Annotated in this window: 19 protein-coding genes; 13 read left to right on the forward strand and 6 right to left on the reverse strand. The window is 66.4% G+C overall.

What is annotated here, in order from left to right:
• Positions 1 to 3: 3 nt before the first annotated feature.
• Both TY25_RS40120 and TY25_RS40125 read right to left on the reverse strand, forming a co-directional pair.
• A complete protein-coding gene (locus TY25_RS40120) occupies positions 4 to 1,134 on the reverse strand; it encodes a transglycosylase SLT domain-containing protein (protein WP_042265490.1) in 1,131 nt (376 codons plus the stop codon).
• A complete protein-coding gene (locus TY25_RS40125; RefSeq protein ID WP_042265493.1) occupies positions 1,131 to 1,454 on the reverse strand; it encodes a type VII secretion target in 324 nt (107 codons plus the stop codon). Before TY25_RS40125 ends, TY25_RS40120 begins: the two co-directional genes overlap by 4 nt.
• Positions 1,455 to 1,654: 200 nt before the next feature.
• Here TY25_RS40125 and TY25_RS40130 point away from each other — a divergent pair, with 200 nt between their 5' ends.
• Positions 1,655 to 2,629 carry an NADPH:quinone oxidoreductase family protein gene (locus TY25_RS40130; RefSeq protein ID WP_042265495.1) on the forward strand — a complete coding sequence of 325 codons (975 nt, stop codon included), beginning with the start codon at positions 1,655 to 1,657 and terminating at the stop codon, positions 2,627 to 2,629.
• A gap of 53 nt (positions 2,630 to 2,682) precedes the next feature.
• Positions 2,683 to 3,792 (forward strand): winged helix DNA-binding domain-containing protein, encoded by a 1,110-nt coding sequence (locus tag TY25_RS40135; RefSeq protein ID WP_051728286.1) that lies wholly within the window; start codon positions 2,683 to 2,685, stop codon positions 3,790 to 3,792.
• Positions 3,793 to 3,802: 10 nt separating this feature from the next.
• Here the strand turns inward: TY25_RS40135 and TY25_RS40140 are convergent, their stop codons facing one another.
• Complete coding sequence (locus tag TY25_RS40140) at positions 3,803 to 4,327, reverse strand: Lrp/AsnC family transcriptional regulator (RefSeq protein ID WP_042265500.1); 525 nt, start codon at positions 4,325 to 4,327, stop codon at positions 3,803 to 3,805.
• Between the two features lie 171 nt (positions 4,328 to 4,498).
• Between TY25_RS40140 and hppD the strand changes: the two genes are divergently transcribed.
• The 10 genes from hppD to TY25_RS40190 all read left to right on the forward strand — a co-directional run bounded on the left by hppD (position 4,499) and on the right by TY25_RS40190 (position 13,278).
• Positions 4,499 to 5,725 (forward strand): 4-hydroxyphenylpyruvate dioxygenase, encoded by a 1,227-nt coding sequence (hppD, locus tag TY25_RS40145; protein ID WP_226887157.1) that lies wholly within the window; start codon positions 4,499 to 4,501, stop codon positions 5,723 to 5,725.
• 67 nt (positions 5,726 to 5,792) lie between these two features.
• Positions 5,793 to 6,002 (forward strand): hypothetical protein, encoded by a 210-nt coding sequence (locus tag TY25_RS40150; protein WP_042265502.1) that lies wholly within the window; start codon positions 5,793 to 5,795, stop codon positions 6,000 to 6,002.
• Positions 6,003 to 6,570: 568 nt separating this feature from the next.
• Positions 6,571 to 7,098 (forward strand): DUF3558 domain-containing protein, encoded by a 528-nt coding sequence (locus TY25_RS40155; RefSeq protein WP_042265504.1) that lies wholly within the window; start codon positions 6,571 to 6,573, stop codon positions 7,096 to 7,098.
• A 29-nt stretch (positions 7,099 to 7,127) separates the two neighbouring features.
• Positions 7,128 to 7,676: a DUF3558 domain-containing protein gene (locus tag TY25_RS40160; protein WP_370466189.1), complete on the forward strand. Its 549-nt coding sequence runs from the start codon at positions 7,128 to 7,130 to the stop codon at positions 7,674 to 7,676.
• 269 nt (positions 7,677 to 7,945) lie between these two features.
• Positions 7,946 to 8,320: a 30S ribosomal protein S12 gene (rpsL, locus tag TY25_RS40165; protein WP_014353064.1), complete on the forward strand. Its 375-nt coding sequence runs from the start codon at positions 7,946 to 7,948 to the stop codon at positions 8,318 to 8,320.
• 1 nt (position 8,321) lies between these two features.
• Complete coding sequence (gene rpsG / locus TY25_RS40170) at positions 8,322 to 8,792, forward strand: 30S ribosomal protein S7 (RefSeq protein ID WP_014988439.1); 471 nt, start codon at positions 8,322 to 8,324, stop codon at positions 8,790 to 8,792.
• Between the two features lie 138 nt (positions 8,793 to 8,930).
• The gene (fusA, locus tag TY25_RS40175) at positions 8,931 to 11,033 is read left to right on the forward strand and encodes an elongation factor G (protein WP_014988438.1); all 2,103 of its coding nucleotides are present in this window, start codon (positions 8,931 to 8,933) and stop codon (positions 11,031 to 11,033) included.
• Between the two features lie 115 nt (positions 11,034 to 11,148).
• Entirely contained in the window at positions 11,149 to 12,339 is a 1,191-nt protein-coding gene (gene tuf, locus TY25_RS40180) for an elongation factor Tu (RefSeq protein WP_029901625.1), read from the forward strand.
• Between the two features lie 109 nt (positions 12,340 to 12,448).
• Positions 12,449 to 12,931 carry a hypothetical protein gene (locus tag TY25_RS40185; protein ID WP_042265509.1) on the forward strand — a complete coding sequence of 161 codons (483 nt, stop codon included), beginning with the start codon at positions 12,449 to 12,451 and terminating at the stop codon, positions 12,929 to 12,931.
• Entirely contained in the window at positions 12,928 to 13,278 is a 351-nt protein-coding gene (locus TY25_RS40190; RefSeq protein ID WP_042265512.1) for a hypothetical protein, read from the forward strand. The genes TY25_RS40185 and TY25_RS40190 overlap by 4 nt, the downstream gene beginning before the upstream one ends.
• 307 nt (positions 13,279 to 13,585) lie before the next feature.
• On the opposite strand, the gene TY25_RS40195 is transcribed toward TY25_RS40190, so the two are convergent.
• From TY25_RS40195 to TY25_RS40205, 3 genes are all read right to left on the reverse strand, one after another.
• Positions 13,586 to 14,146 (reverse strand): DUF4232 domain-containing protein, encoded by a 561-nt coding sequence (locus TY25_RS40195; RefSeq protein WP_052383503.1) that lies wholly within the window; start codon positions 14,144 to 14,146, stop codon positions 13,586 to 13,588.
• Positions 14,147 to 14,254: 108 nt separating this feature from the next.
• Positions 14,255 to 14,926: a hypothetical protein gene (locus TY25_RS40200; RefSeq protein ID WP_042265577.1), complete on the reverse strand. Its 672-nt coding sequence runs from the start codon at positions 14,924 to 14,926 to the stop codon at positions 14,255 to 14,257.
• Positions 14,927 to 15,425: 499 nt separating this feature from the next.
• Entirely contained in the window at positions 15,426 to 16,196 is a 771-nt protein-coding gene (locus TY25_RS40205; RefSeq protein ID WP_042265514.1) for an oxidoreductase, read from the reverse strand.
• Between the two features lie 383 nt (positions 16,197 to 16,579).
• On the opposite strand from TY25_RS40205, the gene TY25_RS40210 reads away from it, so the two are divergent.
• Positions 16,580 to 17,395 (forward strand): alpha/beta fold hydrolase, encoded by an 816-nt coding sequence (locus TY25_RS40210; protein WP_042265517.1) that lies wholly within the window; start codon positions 16,580 to 16,582, stop codon positions 17,393 to 17,395.
• Positions 17,396 to 17,873 lie beyond the last annotated feature (478 nt).

Genomic DNA, 17,873 nt, shown 5'->3' on the forward strand with positions numbered 1-17,873 from the left:
GTATCAGTAACCGCGGTAAGCACTTCCGGAGTTGACCGCCACCACGCCGGGGACATTCGTGACCGAGCCGTAGGTGTCGATGGAATAGCGGACGCCGGCGATGATGTTGTCCACCGGATTCCAGATATCGTCGTGCCCGGGTGCTTTGTACGCATTGAACGTGCTGTCGATCGTTTGCATGAGCCCCTTCGACGGGTGCCCGTTGATCCAGTTGATATCGGTGCGATTCTCCGCGTACGGATTACCGCTGGACTCGTGCTGGATGATCAGCGCGATCGCGCGCTCATCGATATCCTCGGGCTTGTAACCCATTTCGATGAGTTTCTGCTTGGCTTCGGCGATCCATTTCGCGACATCGCCGCTCGGCATCGGGCCGGTCGGCGCGCTCGAACTCGGACCACCGGAATAGCTGCCGGTGTAAGGACTCCCCGAGGAAGAGCCGCTGCCATTGTTGTGCGTGCCGCTGGTCAGGTAGCTCGACCCGTTCGAGGACGGCTTGCTGGTCACCGGCGCCGCGACGCTCGCGGGCGCGGTGTCGACCGGCGGTGCCGCGACGTTCGCACCCGGATCACCGAGGCCGGTGAAGGCCTGTTCCAATTTGCCGACGGCCGTGTCCACCTGCGTCTTCGCTTGCCCCGCCACCGTTTCGGCGGATTTCAGCGCGTTGGTCAGGTCCCAGGTGCGGGTCGCGGCGGCGAGCGTTTCGTCGAGGACGAGATTCTCGACATTCGCCTTGTCGGCGTGTTCGCGCAGTGCCGCGATGCGGGTGTCCGCGGTGACGGTGCCGTTGGCCTGGACATCGAAGGGCGGCTGCTGGTTCACGGCGTCGTCGCGCAGCCGCAGGACCTTGGTCTTCGCTTCGGTCAGGTTGGTCACCTGGGCGGTGAAGGCCGTTTTCAATTCCAGCAGGGCGGCGCTGACCGCCGAGGCTCGGGTCTTCTCGGTGTCCATGCGGGTATTCGCCGCGGCGCCTGCGTTACCCGACCATTTCTTCGTCTCCGCGAGGGCGGCGGTGGCCGAGGAACCCTTGCCGACCGCGGTGTCGAGACCCGACGAGATCGTGCCCGCGTGGTCGCCCGCGACGGTGAGCTGGTCCGGCTGCCAGCTCTCGATATCGGTGATGCTGAGCGTCATGACAGTCCGATCGCGCGGAGTTTCGCGGCGAAATCGTCTTCGGCCAGTTCGTATTTGCCCGCGGCGTTGTGCATGGTGTCCGCGAGGGTGGTGAGCCTGCTGCCGATCCGCTGCAGGCAGCGGTTGACGACATCGTTGGCCTGGTTGGCTGCGGCGCCGAACTCGGTGCCGGGCAGCGCGGCGGCCGCGCCGGTGAACGCGCTGCCCGCGTTGAGGCCGCCGACCTCGGTCGACTCGGTGCCGAGGGTTTGCGCGAACGAGCGCAGCGCCTCCGGATCGACCTGCATGTTCGTCGCAGGTGGCTGATTACGTTCGACCATGAGTCCCCCTTCCCGCCCGACCGTAGGTCGCGGTCAGCATAGCAAAATCGACTGGTCCGCACGGCTGCCGAACAGCAGGTCGGCAGTCCTGCCATCGGTCGGGTGGTCGCGAAAAAGGACTACCTACCGCGGCGTCAGTTATGTTGATCACGGCGGCGTCGGCGCCGGACGAGCCGATGCCAGGACAGAGAGGTCGGCAGATGCGCGCAGCCCAGGTCAGCAAGCTCGAGGGACCGGAGTCCATCGAGATCGTGGACATTCCGGAGCCCGCCGCCTATCCGGGCGGCGTGGTGATCGACGTGCACGCGGCCGGTGTCGCGTTTCCCGATGTGCTGATGACCCGCGGGCTCTATCAGATGAAGCCCGAACTGCCCTTTGTGGTCGGCGGCGAGGTGGCGGGCATCGTGCGCGAGGCCCCCGCGGACGCGCACGTGCGGGCCGGTGATCGGGTGGTCGCGCTGACGTTGCTCGGCAATGCCATGGGCGAGGTCGCCGTGGCGCCCGCGCAGATGGTGTTCCGTCTGCCGGACAACGTTTCGCTCGAAGCGGGCGCCGGCATCCTGTTCAACGACCTCACCGTGCACTTCTGCCTGCGCAACCGCGGCAGGCTGGCCGCGGGCGAAACGGTGCTGGTGCACGGCGCCGCGGGCGGCATCGGCACCTCCACCCTGCGGATGGCGGCCGCGCTCGGCGCGGGCCGGGTGATCGCAGTGGTCAGCACCGAGGAAAAGGCCGAGGTGGCGCGCGCGAACGGCGCGACCCACGTGGTGCTCACCGACGGCTGGCTCGCCGCGGTCAAGGAACTGACGGGCGGGCGCGGGGTGGACATCGTGCTCGACCCGGTGGGCGGTGACCGGTTCACCGACAGCATCCGCTCGCTCGCCTCGGCGGGCCGGTTGCTGGTGGTCGGCTTCACCGCGGGCGAGATCCCCACCGTGAAGGTGAATCGCCTGCTGCTCAAGAACGTCGAGGTGACCGGTGCCGCCTGGGGCGAGTGGGTGATGACCCATCCCGGCTATCTTGCCGAGCAGTGGGCCGAGGTGGAGCCGTTGCTGGCGACCGGCAAGATCGCACCGCCGCAGCCGGTGCTGTACCCGCTGGAGCGTGCGGCCGAGGCGGTGGCCTCGCTGGACAACCGCACCGCGACCGGCAAGGTCGTGGTCACCCTGCGCTGATCCGCGCGACGAAGCTTGCGGTCCCGTCCCTCGCCCCACCTGGAATGCCGAAAATGCTGTCCAACCGGACCTTGAACCGAACCCTGCTGGCCCGGCAGCACCTGCTGGCGCGCTCGTCGCTGTCGGTGCCCGAGATGTGCGACCACCTCGTCGGCCTGCAGGCGCAGGATTCGCCGCCGCCGTTCGTCGCGCTGTGGAGTCGCATCGCGGATTTCGATCCGGCGACGGTGTCCACCGGGCTGGAGGACCGCTCGCTGGTCCGAATCACCTTGATGCGCGGCACCATTCACCTGGTGACGCCGCCGGACGCGCTGCGGATCGCGCCGCATATCCAGCCCGAGCTCGAAAAGGTGCCGTTCCGAAAGGGTTTCAACTACGGCGCGATGGTCGGTCTGGATCCTGACGAGGTCCGCGCGCACGGTGAACGGGTGCTCGGTGACGAGCCGATGTCGGCCGCCGCCCTGCGCGCGGCGGCCGAAAAGATCTACCCCGACCGCAATCCCGGCATGGTCGTGCAGACCTGGCTCTATCAGCTGCCGGTGCTGCAGACTCCGCCGCGCGGCAAGTGGAAGGACAGCAGCAGGCCGATCTGGTCACGGGTCGAGCCATGGCTGGGCAAGCCGCTCGATCCGACTTATCCGTTGGCGGAGTTGCTGTTCCGCTATCTGCGCGCGTTCGGCCCGGCCAGCACCATGGACATGCAGACCTGGTCGAAGATGCTCGGCATGAAGCAGGCGATCGAGCAGCTCGGCGATCGGGTGCGGACCTACACCGACGAGCGCGGCCGCACGCTCTACGACGTCGCCGACGGTGTACTGGCCGATCCGGACCTGCCCGCCCCCGTACGCCTGCTCGGCTGGTACGACAACGCCGTGCTCTCGCACCAGGACCGGACCAGGATCGTGCCCGACGGCGACGCGCCGCATCTGCGCCGCTTCGCCGCCGCGGTGGCGCCGGTGCTGGTCGACGGTTACCTCGCCGGGCTGTACAAGATTTTCACGGAGGCCGGCGCCGCCCGCCTGCGAATCAGCCCCACCCGCAAGTGGACCAAGGCAGAGCGGGCCGCCGTGGACGCGGAAAGCCATGCGCTGCTGGGCTTCATGGAGGCGGACAAGGAACCCCGGGTGGAAATCCTGGACGTGGACGCCGATCTGCGCCCTTGAGCATCGGCCGCTACCTGTCCGGTGTCACGCGATAGGCGGGCGCCTTCGTCGTCCCCGCCGGGTCGAGGGTGCGCAGCAGCGGCAGTGTGCGCATCGGCACCACCGTGGACAGCACGATGACGCTGTGCGAGCGCACCACCGACGACGTCCGGTCGATACTCAGCAGCACCGTTTGCAGGCCCGCGTGCGAATCCGCGCCGATCCGGCACCACACGTCGCCCGAGCCGGTAGTCGCGTAGGCCTCCAGCACCCCCGGTATCGCGTCGAGTTCGGCCGCGACGGCGTCCAGCGCGCCCTGCGCGATCTCCAGCGTGACGAACGCCTGCACGTCGAAACCCGCTGCGGTGACATCGATCTGCGGGTCGTAGGAGGCGATGATGCCCGCCTCCTCCATCCGTCCGATCCTGGACTGCACGGTCGCCCTGGCCACCCGCGTCCGGCGGGACAATTCGAGAATCCCCGCCTTCTGGTATTCATGCATCGCGGTGAGGATCGCGAGATCGAGTTCGTCCAGTTTCGCCGGCGTGCGCGACATGTCGGCCTCCGTTCCGAGCACGGGCTGGGCTTCCAGCCGGGATGAGCACCAGCGTCTTGGTGCTATTCAAATTGTCCAGCATTCATGGGTACTTCCTAGCCGAATTCGCCACAGTGTCTATCGAAATTGGCCGCTGTTGCCTATCGGGCAGGCCTGACGATTACTTGTGGCATGACCATCGAGCACCTGCCGAACGCCCGGTCCAGCACGCCCGCCGATGACCTGACCAGCACGGCCCCCACCGACAGCGAGCTGCGCAAGCTCGTCGGCCTCGTCGATCACGACAGCAGCGCCGATCCGTTCCCGGTGATCGGCTGGGACGCCCTCGTCTGGGTCGTCGGCAACGCGACACAGACCGCGCACTATCTGGAATCCGCCTTCGGCATGCGCCTGGAGGCCTACTCCGGTCCCGAGACCGGCAACCGTGATCACAAGTCCTATGTCCTGCGCAGCGGTAGCGCGCGCTTCGTGGTCAAGGGCGCGGTCGACCCGGACAGCCCACTGGTCGGTCACCACGATCGGCACGGCGACGGCGTCGTCGACATCGCGCTCGAGGTGCCCGATGTGGACCGCTGCGTCGAGTGGGCGCGTAACCACGGCGCGACCGTGCTCATCGAACCCCATGACGACACAGACGAATTCGGCACCGTCCGCAGTGCGGCACTGGCCACCTACGGCGAGACCCGGCACACCCTGGTCGACCGTTCCGGCTACACCGGCCCCTATCTGCCCGGCTACGTGACCCGCAAGGCCGGCTACCAGCCGCGCGAGGGCGCCCCGAAGCGGCTGTTCCAGGCCGTCGACCATGTCGTCGGCAATGTCGAGCTCGGCCAGATGGACGAGTGGGTCGAGTTCTACCGCCGCGTCATGGGTTTCACGAACATGGCCGAATTCGTCGGCGACGATATCGCCACCGAGTACTCGGCGCTGATGAGCAAGGTCGTCGCCAACGGCAACCACCGGGTGAAGTTCCCGCTGAACGAGCCCGCGGTCGCCAAGAAGCGCTCGCAGATCGATGAGTACCTCGAGTTCTATCGCGGTCCCGGCGTGCAGCACATCGCGCTCGCCACCGGCGACATCCTCGCCTGCGTCGACGCGCTGCGCCGGGAGGGCGTCGAATTCCTCGACGCCCCCGACAGTTACTACGACGACCCGGAACTGCGGGCCCGGATCGGCCGCGTCCGCGTCCCGGTCGAGGAGCTCAAGAGCCGGGGCATCCTGGTCGACCGCGACGAGGACGGCTACCTGCTGCAGATCTTCACCAAGCCGATCACCGACCGGCCCACCGTCTTCTTCGAACTGATCGAACGGCACGGCTCGCTCGGCTTCGGCAAGGGCAACTTCAAGGCGCTGTTCGAGGCGATCGAGAAGGAGCAGGAGGCGCGCGGCAATCTGTGATCGGTTGTGGCCCTGAGTATCCGGCAGTACGCTCCGTGGATTCGCCGGATGTTGGGGGAGGGCCGCAGTGCTCGAACGATCTGCCGCAGCGGTCGTGCTGGCCGTCCTGCTCGCCCTCGGGGCGGGCGGGACGGCCGATGCCGAACCGGCGCCGACGTACTACCCGACCCTCGACGACTGCCTGTCCGCCATGTCGCGCTACAAGTCGGGTCCGGCCCAGTGCGTCTATATCGACTCGCGGCACGCCTACGAGTTGCGCGTCCCCGACGGCGGATAGCGAATCCGCGGGTCCCTGAATCGCCGTATCAATGCGGCATCGGCGACCCGCGAACTAGCTGTGTTGTGAGTCGCTTCAAATCGAGTTTCGCGAGCGTCGGCGGAATAACAAGCGCTATGAGCGCAGCGGGCCCCGCCACAATCCATGGGGTTGATCTGGACGGTAATTACCGTCGTCCACACCTGCCGGAAGGCAGTACCATTCGCCATACTGGCCTGGGAACATTGCCGTACCTGCGTCGATGCATGCTTGCCGACTCGGATACAGGCCGACTTGTGCGTTCGTCGCGGACGCTGTAGCCGTGTTACTGGCCAAGGTCAATCCGAAGAGAGTGGCGATGGCCGCTGCGCGGACGAGTTTCTTCATGAACTATTCCCCCTGCCCTATCGAGTCTTCTTGCTTCTGAACAAGTTTCGTTTGATTCACTCGATGCCCCCCGGCGCCGGCGGCGAACCGATGCGAGTTTATGGCTATGTCGCGTCACTGGCAATGCCGATTCCTCGACTTGGCAGTCCGCCGGTGAGTTGGGCCGAGCCGCCTGGCGGGCAGCGCCGGTAGAGTCTCAGGCATGCGTATCACCGCGGCGATCATCACGGGCACGGCCATGGTGCTGATGTTGTCCGCGTGTGGCTCCGGCGGTGACTCGTCCGACGCCGGTACGCCTCTACGACCGCCGCCGAAGGTGGCCACGCTCGGTCCGTTCGTCGGTGAGTGCGGGCACGTCACCGATGACGAGGTGCGCGACACCGCACGCCTCGGTCAGATTTCCCAGGTGCTGAAGAATTCGGTCGGCTGCAACTGGCAGTCGGCGGGCTATGGTTCGCCCAGCGTTACTTTTGCTTCCTATCGGGGCAGTCCGATCGCGAGGGAGAAGGCATGGGTCTCCACTCAGGGCCGCAATCCGCAGGCGATCGATGTCGGCGGGCGTAATGGGTGGCAGGCACTCGAGCCGGATGGCAAGGTCTGTGATCTCGCAGTGCAGCTCGATGACGACTTCTTCGAGTGGTCCATGTCGTTCGGTGCGTTCCCCCCGGATGGCAATCCGTGCGATCGGATGCACAAGCTCGCCGAACTGACCGTGCAGCGGCTGAAGTGACGGGAGGGACGGCAATGCAGCGTCGTGACGTGACGCGGGGAATACTCACCGCGGCCACCGTGTTGACCATCGCGGCCACCGCCACCGGCTGCGGGCAGACGATCAGTGGGAAGGCCTTCCCTGCCGGTTCCGGTACCGGCGACCCCGTGAACACCAAGTTCGACAAGCTGCTTCGCGAATGCGAGGTGGTGCGGCTGGATCAGATCGCCGACGCCGTCGGCGCCAAGGAAGCGTTCCCGCAGCCCTCCTTCTACGGGGCGGTCTGCATGTGGGACGTGCAGGGCGCGCCGGGCGGCAACGCCATGGTCACGCTGAACTGGTACGAGATCGGTTCGCTGAACAACGAGAAGACGACCAACGACAAACTCGGCTACACCACCACCAACGCCACCATCGACGGCCGGCGCGCGCTGGAGATCCGGCGGCCCAACGATCCGGACTCCTGCGGCGTCAGCGCGGGCGCGGCGGATCAGGGCGTGATCGGCTTCTGGATCAACTACCGCCCGGGATCCGCGCACCCGGATCCGTGCGCGGGCGCGAAGAAACTCGTAGAGTTGACCCTGAACTTGGCCAGGTGACGGGGTCTCCAGACACCCCGCTTTGACCCTGTGTCGCGGCCACGAGTATCGTGGATCGCTGTGCCCGGAAGCATGCGGGCAAGTTCGTGCGTGACCGTAGGCCAGCGAAAGCGGCTGACACCTCCAGCGTGCCCGTAATTCGGGCCCTGCGCCGCGCGCGACACGCCCGACCTCGGGACGCGAGAAACGTGGTTGGACGTGCGGGTGAAAGCTCGATTAACAGACATGAAGTTCCAGACACCGCGTTAACTAATAAGGAAAGCCGGTCTATGCCAACGATCAACCAGCTGGTCCGCAAGGGTCGCCGCGACAAGGTCGCGAAGACGAAGACCGCGGCCCTCAAGGGGAGCCCGCAGCGTCGTGGCGTGTGCACCCGCGTGTACACCACGACCCCGAAGAAGCCGAACTCCGCGCTGCGTAAGGTCGCGCGTGTTCGCCTGACCAGCGCGGTCGAGGTCACGGCCTACATCCCCGGCGAGGGTCACAACCTGCAGGAGCACTCGATGGTGCTCGTGCGCGGCGGTCGTGTGAAGGACCTCCCCGGTGTGCGCTACAAGATCATCCGCGGCTCCCTCGACACCCAGGGTGTGAAGAACCGCAAGCAGGCCCGCAGCCGTTACGGCGCCAAGAAGGAGAAGAGCTGATATGCCACGCAAGGGCCCCGCACCCAAGCGTCCGCTGATCAACGACCCGGTTTACGGTTCGCCGCTGGTCACTCAGCTGGTCAACAAGATCCTGCTGGACGGCAAGAAGTCCACCGCCGAGCGCATCGTCTACGGCGCGCTGGAGCAGGCACGCGACAAGACCGGCACCGATCCGGTCGTCACCCTCAAGCGCGCGCTCGACAACGTCAAGCCGTCGCTCGAGGTGAAGCCGCGCCGCGTCGGTGGCGCCACCTACCAGGTGCCGGTCGAGGTTCGTCCCGGCCGCGCCAACACCCTTGCGCTGCGCTGGCTCGTGAACTTCTCGCGGGCGCGTCGCGAGAAGACCATGGTCGAGCGTCTCGCCAACGAGCTGCTCGATGCCAGCAATGGTCTCGGTGCCTCCGTGAAGCGTCGCGAAGACACCCACAAGATGGCCGAGTCGAACCGGGCCTTCGCGCACTACCGCTGGTGACGTCTGCCCGGCCCGTTGTTATTGGGTCGGGAGGCACAGCCGGCCGCGGCACTCACCTGCCGCTGCCGGCGTTGACATAGTGACGACCACAGGGTCGTCCCCGAAAATCCCAACTAGCTACGAGCGGGGAAGATTTCCGTGGCACAGGACGTGCTCACCGACCTGAACAAGGTCCGCAACATCGGCATCATGGCCCACATTGATGCGGGCAAGACGACCACAACTGAACGCATCCTCTTCTACACCGGTATCACCTACAAGATCGGTGAGGTCCACGACGGCGCGGCCACGATGGACTGGATGGAGCAGGAGCAGGAGCGTGGTATCACCATCACCTCCGCGGCTACCACGTGCTTCTGGAACGACAACCAGATCAACATCATCGACACCCCCGGGCACGTCGACTTCACCGTCGAGGTGGAGCGGTCGCTGCGCGTGCTCGACGGCGCCGTTGCGGTGTTCGACGGCAAGGAAGGCGTCGAGCCGCAGTCCGAGCAGGTGTGGCGTCAGGCCGACAAGTACGACGTGCCGCGAATCTGCTTCGTCAACAAGATGGACAAGCTCGGCGCGGACTTCTACTTCACCGTGCAGACCATCAAGGACCGCCTCGGTGCCAAGCCGCTGGTCATCCAGCTGCCGATCGGCGCGGAGGACACCTTCGAGGGCATCGTCGACCTGGTCGAGATGAACGCCAAGGTCTGGAAGGGCGAGACCAAGCTCGGCGAGAAGTACGAGGTCGAGGAGATCCCGGCCGATCTCAAGGAGAAGGCCGAGCAGTACCGTCAGGAACTGCTGGAGACCGTCGCCGAGTCCGACGAGGCGCTGCTCGAGAAGTTCTTCGGCGGCGAGGAGCTCACGATCGAGGAGATCAAGGGCGCCATCCGCAAGATGACGGTCAACTCCGAGCTGTACCCGATCCTGTGCGGCTCCGCGTTCAAGAACAAGGGCGTGCAGCCCATGCTCGACGCGGTGATCGACTACCTGCCGACCCCGCTGGACGACGGCGGCACCGACGGTCACGTGCCGAACAAGGAAGACGAGGTCATCCACCGCGACGCGAACACCTCGGAGCCGTTCGCGGCGCTGGCGTTCAAGATCGCCGTGCACCCCTTCTTCGGCAAGCTGACCTACGTCCGCGTGTACTCCGGCAAGGTCGACTCCGGCGCCCAGGTCATCAACTCGACCAAGGGCAAGAAGGAGCGCCTGGGCAAGCTGTTCCAGATGCACTCCAACAAGGAGAACCCGGTCGGCGAGGCCATGGCCGGCCACATCTACGCGGTCATCGGCCTGAAGGACACCACCACCGGTGACACCCTCTGCGATCCGCAGAACCAGATCGTGCTCGAGTCCATGACCTTCCCGGACCCGGTCATCGAGGTCTCCATCGAGCCGAAGACCAAGTCCGACCAGGAGAAGCTGGGCACCGCGATCCAGCGACTCTCGGAAGAGGACCCGACCTTCTCGGTCAAGCTCGACCAGGAGACCGGCCAGACCGTCATCGGCGGTATGGGCGAGCTCCACCTCGACATCCTCGTCGACCGCATGCGTCGCGAGTTCAAGGTCGAGGCGAACGTCGGCAAGCCGCAGGTGGCCTACCGCGAGACGATCACCAAGAAGGTCGAGAAGCTCGAGTTCACCCACAAGAAGCAGACGGGTGGCTCCGGCCAGTTCGCGAAGGTCATCATCGCCCTCGAGCCGTTCGTCGGCGAGGACGGCGCGACCTACGAGTTCGAGAACAAGGTTTCGGGTGGTCGCGTTCCGCGCGAGTACATCCCTTCGGTGGACGCCGGTGCGCAGGACGCCATGCAGTACGGTGTGCTCGCGGGCTACCCGCTGGTGAACCTGAAGGTCATCCTGCTCGACGGCGCTTACCACGACGTCGACTCTTCGGAAATGGCGTTCAAGATCGCCGGCTCGCAGGCCCTGAAGGAAGCGGCTCGTAAAGCCGGTCCGGTGATTCTCGAACCGCTGATGGCGGTCGAGGTCATCACGCCCGAGGACTACATGGGCGAAGTGATCGGCGACCTGAACTCCCGCCGTGGCCAGATCCAGGCCATGGAGGAACGCAGTGGTGCCCGTGTCGTCAAGGCGCTGGTTCCGCTCTCGGAGATGTTCGGTTACATCGGTGACCTGCGGTCGAAGACCCAGGGCCGGGCGAACTACTCCATGGTGTTCAACTCGTACGCGGAGGTTCCGGCCAACGTGTCGAAGGAGATCATCGCCAAGGCGACCGGCGAGTAGTACCCAGTCGGGGGCAGGTGCAAGACTTGCCCCCGATGCCGGGAGTCAGCACGACCCCAAGTAATAACCGCACTGCTGCAACTGCACGCACCAACAAGTCCAGGAGGACACCACAGTGGCGAAGGCGAAGTTCGAGCGGACGAAGCCGCACGTCAACATCGGCACCATCGGTCACGTCGACCACGGCAAGACCACGCTGACCGCAGCGATCACGAAGGTGCTGGCTGACAAGTACCCGGATCTGAACGAGAGCTTTGCCTTCGATCAGATCGACAAGGCGCCGGAGGAGAAGGCTCGTGGTATCACGATCAACATCTCCCACGTCGAATACCAGACGGAGAAGCGCCACTACGCGCACGTCGACGCGCCGGGTCACGCCGACTACATCAAGAACATGATCACCGGTGCGGCGCAGATGGACGGTGCCATCCTCGTGGTCGCCGCCACCGACGGCCCGATGCCCCAGACGCGTGAGCACGTGCTGCTCGCCCGTCAGGTCGGCGTGCCCTACATCCTGGTCGCGCTGAACAAGTCGGACATGGTCGACGACGAGGAAATCCTCGAGCTCGTCGAGATGGAGGTCCGCGAACTGCTGGCCGCCCAGGAATTCGACGAGGATGCGCCGGTCGTGCGCGTCTCCGGTCTGAAGGCGCTCGAGGGCGACCCGAAGTGGACCGAGTCGGTTCTGGAACTGATGAACGCCGTCGACGAGTCGATCCCGGACCCGGTCCGTGAGACCGAGAAGCCGTTCCTCATGCCCGTCGAGGACGTGTTCACCATCACCGGTCGTGGCACCGTCGTCACCGGTCGTGTCGAGCGCGGCATCATCAACGTGAACGAGGAAGTCGAGATCGTCGGCATCCGCGAGAAGAGCACCAAGACCACCGTCACCGGTATCGAGATGTTCCGCAAGCTGCTCGATCAGGGCCAGGCGGGCGACAACGTCGGTCTGCTCGTTCGTGGTATCAAGCGCGAAGATGTCGAGCGTGGCCAGGTCGTCGTGAAGCCGGGCACCACCACCCCGCACACCGAGTTCGAGGGCCAGGCGTACATCCTGTCGAAGGACGAGGGTGGCCGCCACACCCCGTTCTTCAACAACTACCGTCCGCAGTTCTACTTCCGTACGACTGACGTGACGGGCGTTGTGACCCTGCCCGAGGGCACCGAGATGGTCATGCCCGGTGACAACACCGAGATGTCCGTCAAGCTGATCCAGCCGGTCGCCATGGACGAGGGTCTGCGCTTCGCGATCCGCGAGGGTGGCCGCACCGTCGGCGCCGGTCGCGTCACGAAGATCATCAAGTGATTCCCTGAATCACTGACCTGAACGGCGTCGCTCCTCGGAGCGGCGCCGTTCGGCGTTTCCGGGGGTGGGTTGGTACGCGTTCGTGAACATCCGAGGTAGTGTGGATGTTATGAGTGCGGCGTATGACGTGGTCCCGTTCAGCGAACTGCTACACAAGCCCGCCGTGACGGCTGGGCTGCTGGATCAGGTCCGGGCCGTGCGTCTGCGCCGTCGGGACGCGGGCGACCTCGCGCTGATGCGGGTAGAACAACTCGACGCCGAGGGTGCCGTCGTCGATTTCACCGCGCGCCTGCTGGCCGGATTGATCCGGCGGGTCGGTGCGGAGGCGGTGCGTGACGTGCTGCCGGACGCTGTTCCCTGGGTGACCTTCCTGCCCCATGCGGACATGGACCAGTTCTTGCGGGAACTCGTCGCGGTAGCGCAGGGTGCCGCGGCTCTGGAAAACCTAGCTCCCATCGCATCCTTGCTGACGCAGTGGCGGCACACCGCGGAGATCTATGCTGATCCCGCGCTGCTCGAACTGGTCGTCAAAGAGCCGGAAGGTGACTTCGGTCCGGCCCCCGTCCCCGACGAGCCCGAGCCCAACCTGTGAGCCCCAAACGCGGTGACCGCGCCGCGCCCCCGGCAATCGGCGCTGAATTCGAAATCCGTTTGGCAACAAGCGAATCCTGCACGGGGTGGGAACAGTTAGCTGCCCAAGCGCCAGGCAATCTGCGCCGAGCCTACGACGTGATCCGAGTCGATCCGAGAGCGAAGACCAACCCGGATCGACAGCATCGGCTCAAAGGCGCGCTCGGCTCTGCGACCTGGAAAGGTATTCCGCTGGAGCGTTGGCAATACGAGGTCACCGGCAGCGGCCGAATCTGGTACCTCATAGACGACCAACGCACCGTGTGGATCGTGTATGCGGGCACCGGGCACCCGAAGGCCACCGACTAATCTTTCGACGCCTCATGCCCGGTCGAAGCATCGACTAGCGCCGCTGGCGCTCGATCAGGTCGATTACCGAGCCGTGGCATTTGATCGGATCCGGTGCGGGACGCTTGGGTGTTCGCGCAGGTTGGATGCGAGCTTCGGGGCGCGGCGGATCCGATTGAGCGTGGGGGTGAACCGGGACTATGTGGGCAATCGGGTGCTCGTCTTCGGTGACGGTCAGCGATTGCCCGACGCCGACTTTCGCGAGGTAATGAAGTAGATCATCGTGAAGGGCGCGTATGTCGACGTTGATGGTCGTCTCCCTGGGCGGCTAGGGGGCGGGGGTGAGGTGGGTCAGGTGGAGGAGGAGGTAGGCGGGGTTGGTGCAGGCGGTGGCGGTGAAGGGGAGGGGGTGGGGGACGGGGGCGTTGGGTGGGGCGACGAGTAGGTGGGTGGTGGGGGCTCGGTCGCATTCGAAGTTGCCCGCCTGGGTGTAGCGGAGGGTGGAGGCGGCGGCCGAGCCGGGGGCGAGGGTGAGCGGTTGGGGGAGAGTGCTTTCGGTGTCCGGTTCGGCTGGGGGACCGACGGGGGTCGGGGGTGTGCCTGCGGCCAGTGAGACCGTGGGGTAGCCGGTGAGGGAGCAGGGAACGGTGCCGGTGTTGGTGAAACGCAGGGGGAGGTAGACGTGGCCCGCGGCGCCGTCCGGTGTGCCCGCGGCGACGGTGAGATCTTTTGCGGCGCAGGACGATATGCCTTCGGGGGCGGTCGTGAGCGGCGGGGCGGGGCTGCTGGCCGGCGGCGGGGGCAGCGTCGTGGACGAGGCGGGCGGCGTGTTGGCAGCGCCGGTTCGGTCCGGCGTATCGGCTCCGCACGCGGTCAGGGGCAGAGCCACAGCGAGGAGGGCAAATGCGGTGCCACGCATGCCGCCACCCTAACCCCGCTGGGCCGGGGCCAGCGGGGGAATGGGCAGGGTGGTTCGGTCAGCGGACCGTGGCGTGGTTCAGCAGCCGAAGGCTTGGCCGACCGAGCTTTCGCGTTGAGCTGCGGGGACTTCCCGCAGGCAGCCCAGCGCGACGATGCCGTCGTCGCTCATCTGCACGCCGCTGCGGTCGGCCGGGTTGACGCAGGTGAGGCCGCTCGTCGCGATGCGGCAGGTGTAGTTGTCGAAGGTGAGGGTGCTGTCGTAGGGCAGCGTCTGGCCGTTACCGTTGATGAAAAGCCCAGGGTCGCCACGGAATTGGCCGACTGTCAGTTTCGTGCCGGTGTAGTTGACGTAGCCGCCGTCCCAGTTGCCGAAACCTTCGCCTGGCTTCGGTATCGGGCTCTTCAGTTTGACGACACAGTTGAGTCCGTCGATCCCGTACGCGGTCCCGGTGATGCAACTGATCTTGCCGGACGGACTGGTGAAGGCGATATCGCCGTTCAGCGCGGTGGCGGGCCTGCCCTCGGTGGTGACGGAGCGATACTGGCCGACGTCGGCGGCGCTGCCCGCCCGCACCCAGGCGATGCGCTCCTTCAGCTGCCCTTCGCGACTGGGCGCAGTCGAGGAAGGCGCGGCGGTGCTGGTCGTCTTCGCCGGCGGATGGTCCTCGGCCGCCTGCGGGCGACCGGTGGTGGACTGGGAGCAGGCGCTGAGCGCCAAGACAAGGGCAACCAGTGCCGCAATACGCATGCCCGCCACCCTAATGCGGCCTCGCACATTCGTGACTCGCAAGCGCTCCCAGCGGCCTCGCACATTCGTTACTCGCAAGCGCTCCCAGCGGCCTCGCACATTCGTGACTTGCAAGCGCTCTGAGCGGCCTTGCACCGTTGTGGCGCAAGCACCACAACGGCATTGGGCTCTGTTTGTACGACGCTGCTCGAGCACCGGCGACGCGATGTCGGCGGTGACGTCAAAATCGGGGACAGTCGCTGACGTCTGGGCTGTGGCCCCGTTTGCCGCGACAGTGGTGAGGGCGGGACACAAATCGGTGCGAGATCGCAGGCGGCCGAGGCGCTTTCGGCGGATTGGGTGGCGCGGGCGGGGCCGGCCGTTGGCGAAGCAGGCGAGACGAGACGATTCCCGAGCCGCACAGGCGCTGGTCCGCGACGGACACGGTGCTGTGCTTACGGCGGGTGGTCGCCCCCCGGGGAGCCACGCCCTACGTAAGTGTCGTGATCGGCACTCTCGTTCAGCCCCTGGGGAATTCGCCGCCGTCGATGACGATGCTGCTGCCGGTCAACCAGCTTGCTCGCGGCGAGACAAGGAAGAGTACGGCGTTGGCGATGTCGGCGGGCAGGCCATCGCGCCCCAGCGGTGGGGTGGTGTTGTCCTGGCCCGGTCCCGCGCTCGAGCGTGCCCACTGCTCCCGCGTCGCCTCGCCGCCGGGGGTGGCGGTTTTGCCGGGAGATACGGTGTTGACCCGGATTCCGAACGGGGCCAACTCCGCGGCCAAGCCGCGGCTGTAGTTCTCCAGTGCCGCCTTCGCTGTCGTGTAGTGCAGGAACGGCGGCGCCACCGTGGGGACCGCGGCCGAGGAGATGTGCACGATCGTCCCCGAACGCCGGTCCCGCATCCCCGGTGCCACCAGCGAGTCCAGTCGCACCGAGGCGAGGAAGTTCAAATCCAGTGCGTCCTGCCATGTTTGGTCCGGGATCGCCAGTGCGCCTGGGTAGGGGCCCGCCCCGCCCGCGTTGTGGATCAGGACGTCCACGCCGCCGAACAGCCCCTGTGCGGCTGCGGCGAGCGTCTCCGCACCGGCCCGAGTCCGCACGTCGGCCGCCACGAAGGCGGCCCCCTCCGGCACCGTGCTCGTTTCCGATCGGGCGGTCGCAAGTACCTCGGCGCCCGCGTCCAGGAGTTGGCGCACAATGGCGGCACCGATTCCGCGAGTACCGCCGGTCACCACGGCTCGCTTTCCCGCGAGTTCCTTTGTTCCCGAACCGATCTCGACCGTGGTCATGTCAGCTGTCCTCTCGATTGCGCATGTGACGGCTCGACGGAAAGGGGCGCGATGTGCCCCGGGGCGCGAATCTTCGGAGAATCGAGATTGCGCACCTGGTCGAGTGATTTCACGGTATGTCGGCGAAAGAACGACAGGCAAAGACGAATATTCAGCAGGCGGCATAGGTAATTCCTATGCCGCCCCGCACCTTTGCGGACCCGGCGGGACGACGTCGCAGCCCGGACAGGCGGCTGCCTGTGGCTGTGCGCGCGAGTTGCGGCGCGATGGATTTGGAGCGGGATGAGGGTGTGGGGATCGATGACCTCGGGGGTTATCGCGGGGCGTCGGTGTTTTGGTTAGCGTCGACGGGGGAGCGTTGATCAGCAGATCCGGAGGAAACGATGAGCAAGTCCAGCCTCGCCGCGGAGCTCGATGTCACCGAGGGTGCGTTGCGGCACGGCATGCCCTATCTGGCGTTGGGGGCCGGACGTCCGCTGGTGTTTTTGCGGTGGTTCACGCCGGACCATGCCAACCCGCGGGGCTGGATGCGGGATTCGGAAATCAAGATGCTGGCCCCGCTGGCCAGGAACTTCCGGGTTTACGCGGTCAGCCGGGCGCCCGGCATGGCGGCGGGCACGACGATGGCCGATATCGCCGCCGAGCATGCGGACGCGTTGCGCGCCGAGTTCGGTGAGCCGGTCGATGTGGCCGGTGTGTCGTCGGGTGGTTCGGTGGCGTTGCAACTGGCGGTGGATCATCCGGCCGCGGTGCGCCGCCTGATCGTCGCGTCCTCGGGCTACCGGTTGGATCCGCTCGCGAAGGAAAGCCAGATCCGTTATGGCGAAGCGGCTTTCGCGGGTCGGCGCGCCCTGCATCACATGGCGTCGACCACGGTGTCCTCACCGATCCTGGCGCGGGTAGCGGGTGCGGCGATGTGGTTGATCGATCCGCTGGCGCGCCCCAAGAACCCGGCGGACACCCTGGCCTTCCTGCGAGCCGAGGACGATTTCGATCTTTCCGATCGGCTCGGCGAAATCCTCGTCCCCACCCTCGTTCTCGGCGGCGAACGGGACGCCGGCTACAGCACCGAGAACTTCCGGCGAACCGCCGACGGGATCCCGGATTCCCGCCTGATCATCTACCCCGGCACCAGCCACACCGGCGTCACCCGCCACCCCCGCTTCGCGACCGATATCGTCGAGTTCCTCGCCGCTTGAGTCGTTCTGCTCCCGCACCCTTTCCGATCCTGACCCCGGTGTGTCCCCCGGCGAGTCGGGGTGCGGGAACACGAAAAGAGTGCGGGAACCCTCGCCCACCCCGCTCCTGCCCCGCCCGCCCCGCCCCGTAGGCGTCCAGTGGACGATCCGGCGGCCGTAGGCAGCAGCCCTGCTCGCTGCCCGAATGCGGCGCCAGGTGCGCCCGTTCTGCCAGGTCACGCCAGTTCCCGCACCCTTTCCGATCCTGACCCCGGCGTGTCCCCCGGCAAGTCGGGGTGCGGGAGCACGAAAAGAGTGCGGAACACGGAAAGGGTGCGGGAACCCTCGCGCTCAGATCCGCGGCGTGGGCTCCCAGTGGCCAGCCCAGCGGCCGTAGGCAGCCGCCCGGCCAGCGACCCGGATACGGCGCGCCAGGTGCGCCGGTTCTGCGAGGTCACGCCAGTTCCCGCACCCTCCTCGATCGTGACCCCGGTGGGCA

Origin of the sequence: Nocardia brasiliensis NBRC 14402, assembly GCF_000308475.2 — a bacterium.
GTDB classification, from domain to species: Bacteria; Actinomycetota; Actinomycetes; order Mycobacteriales; family Mycobacteriaceae; genus Nocardia; species Nocardia brasiliensis.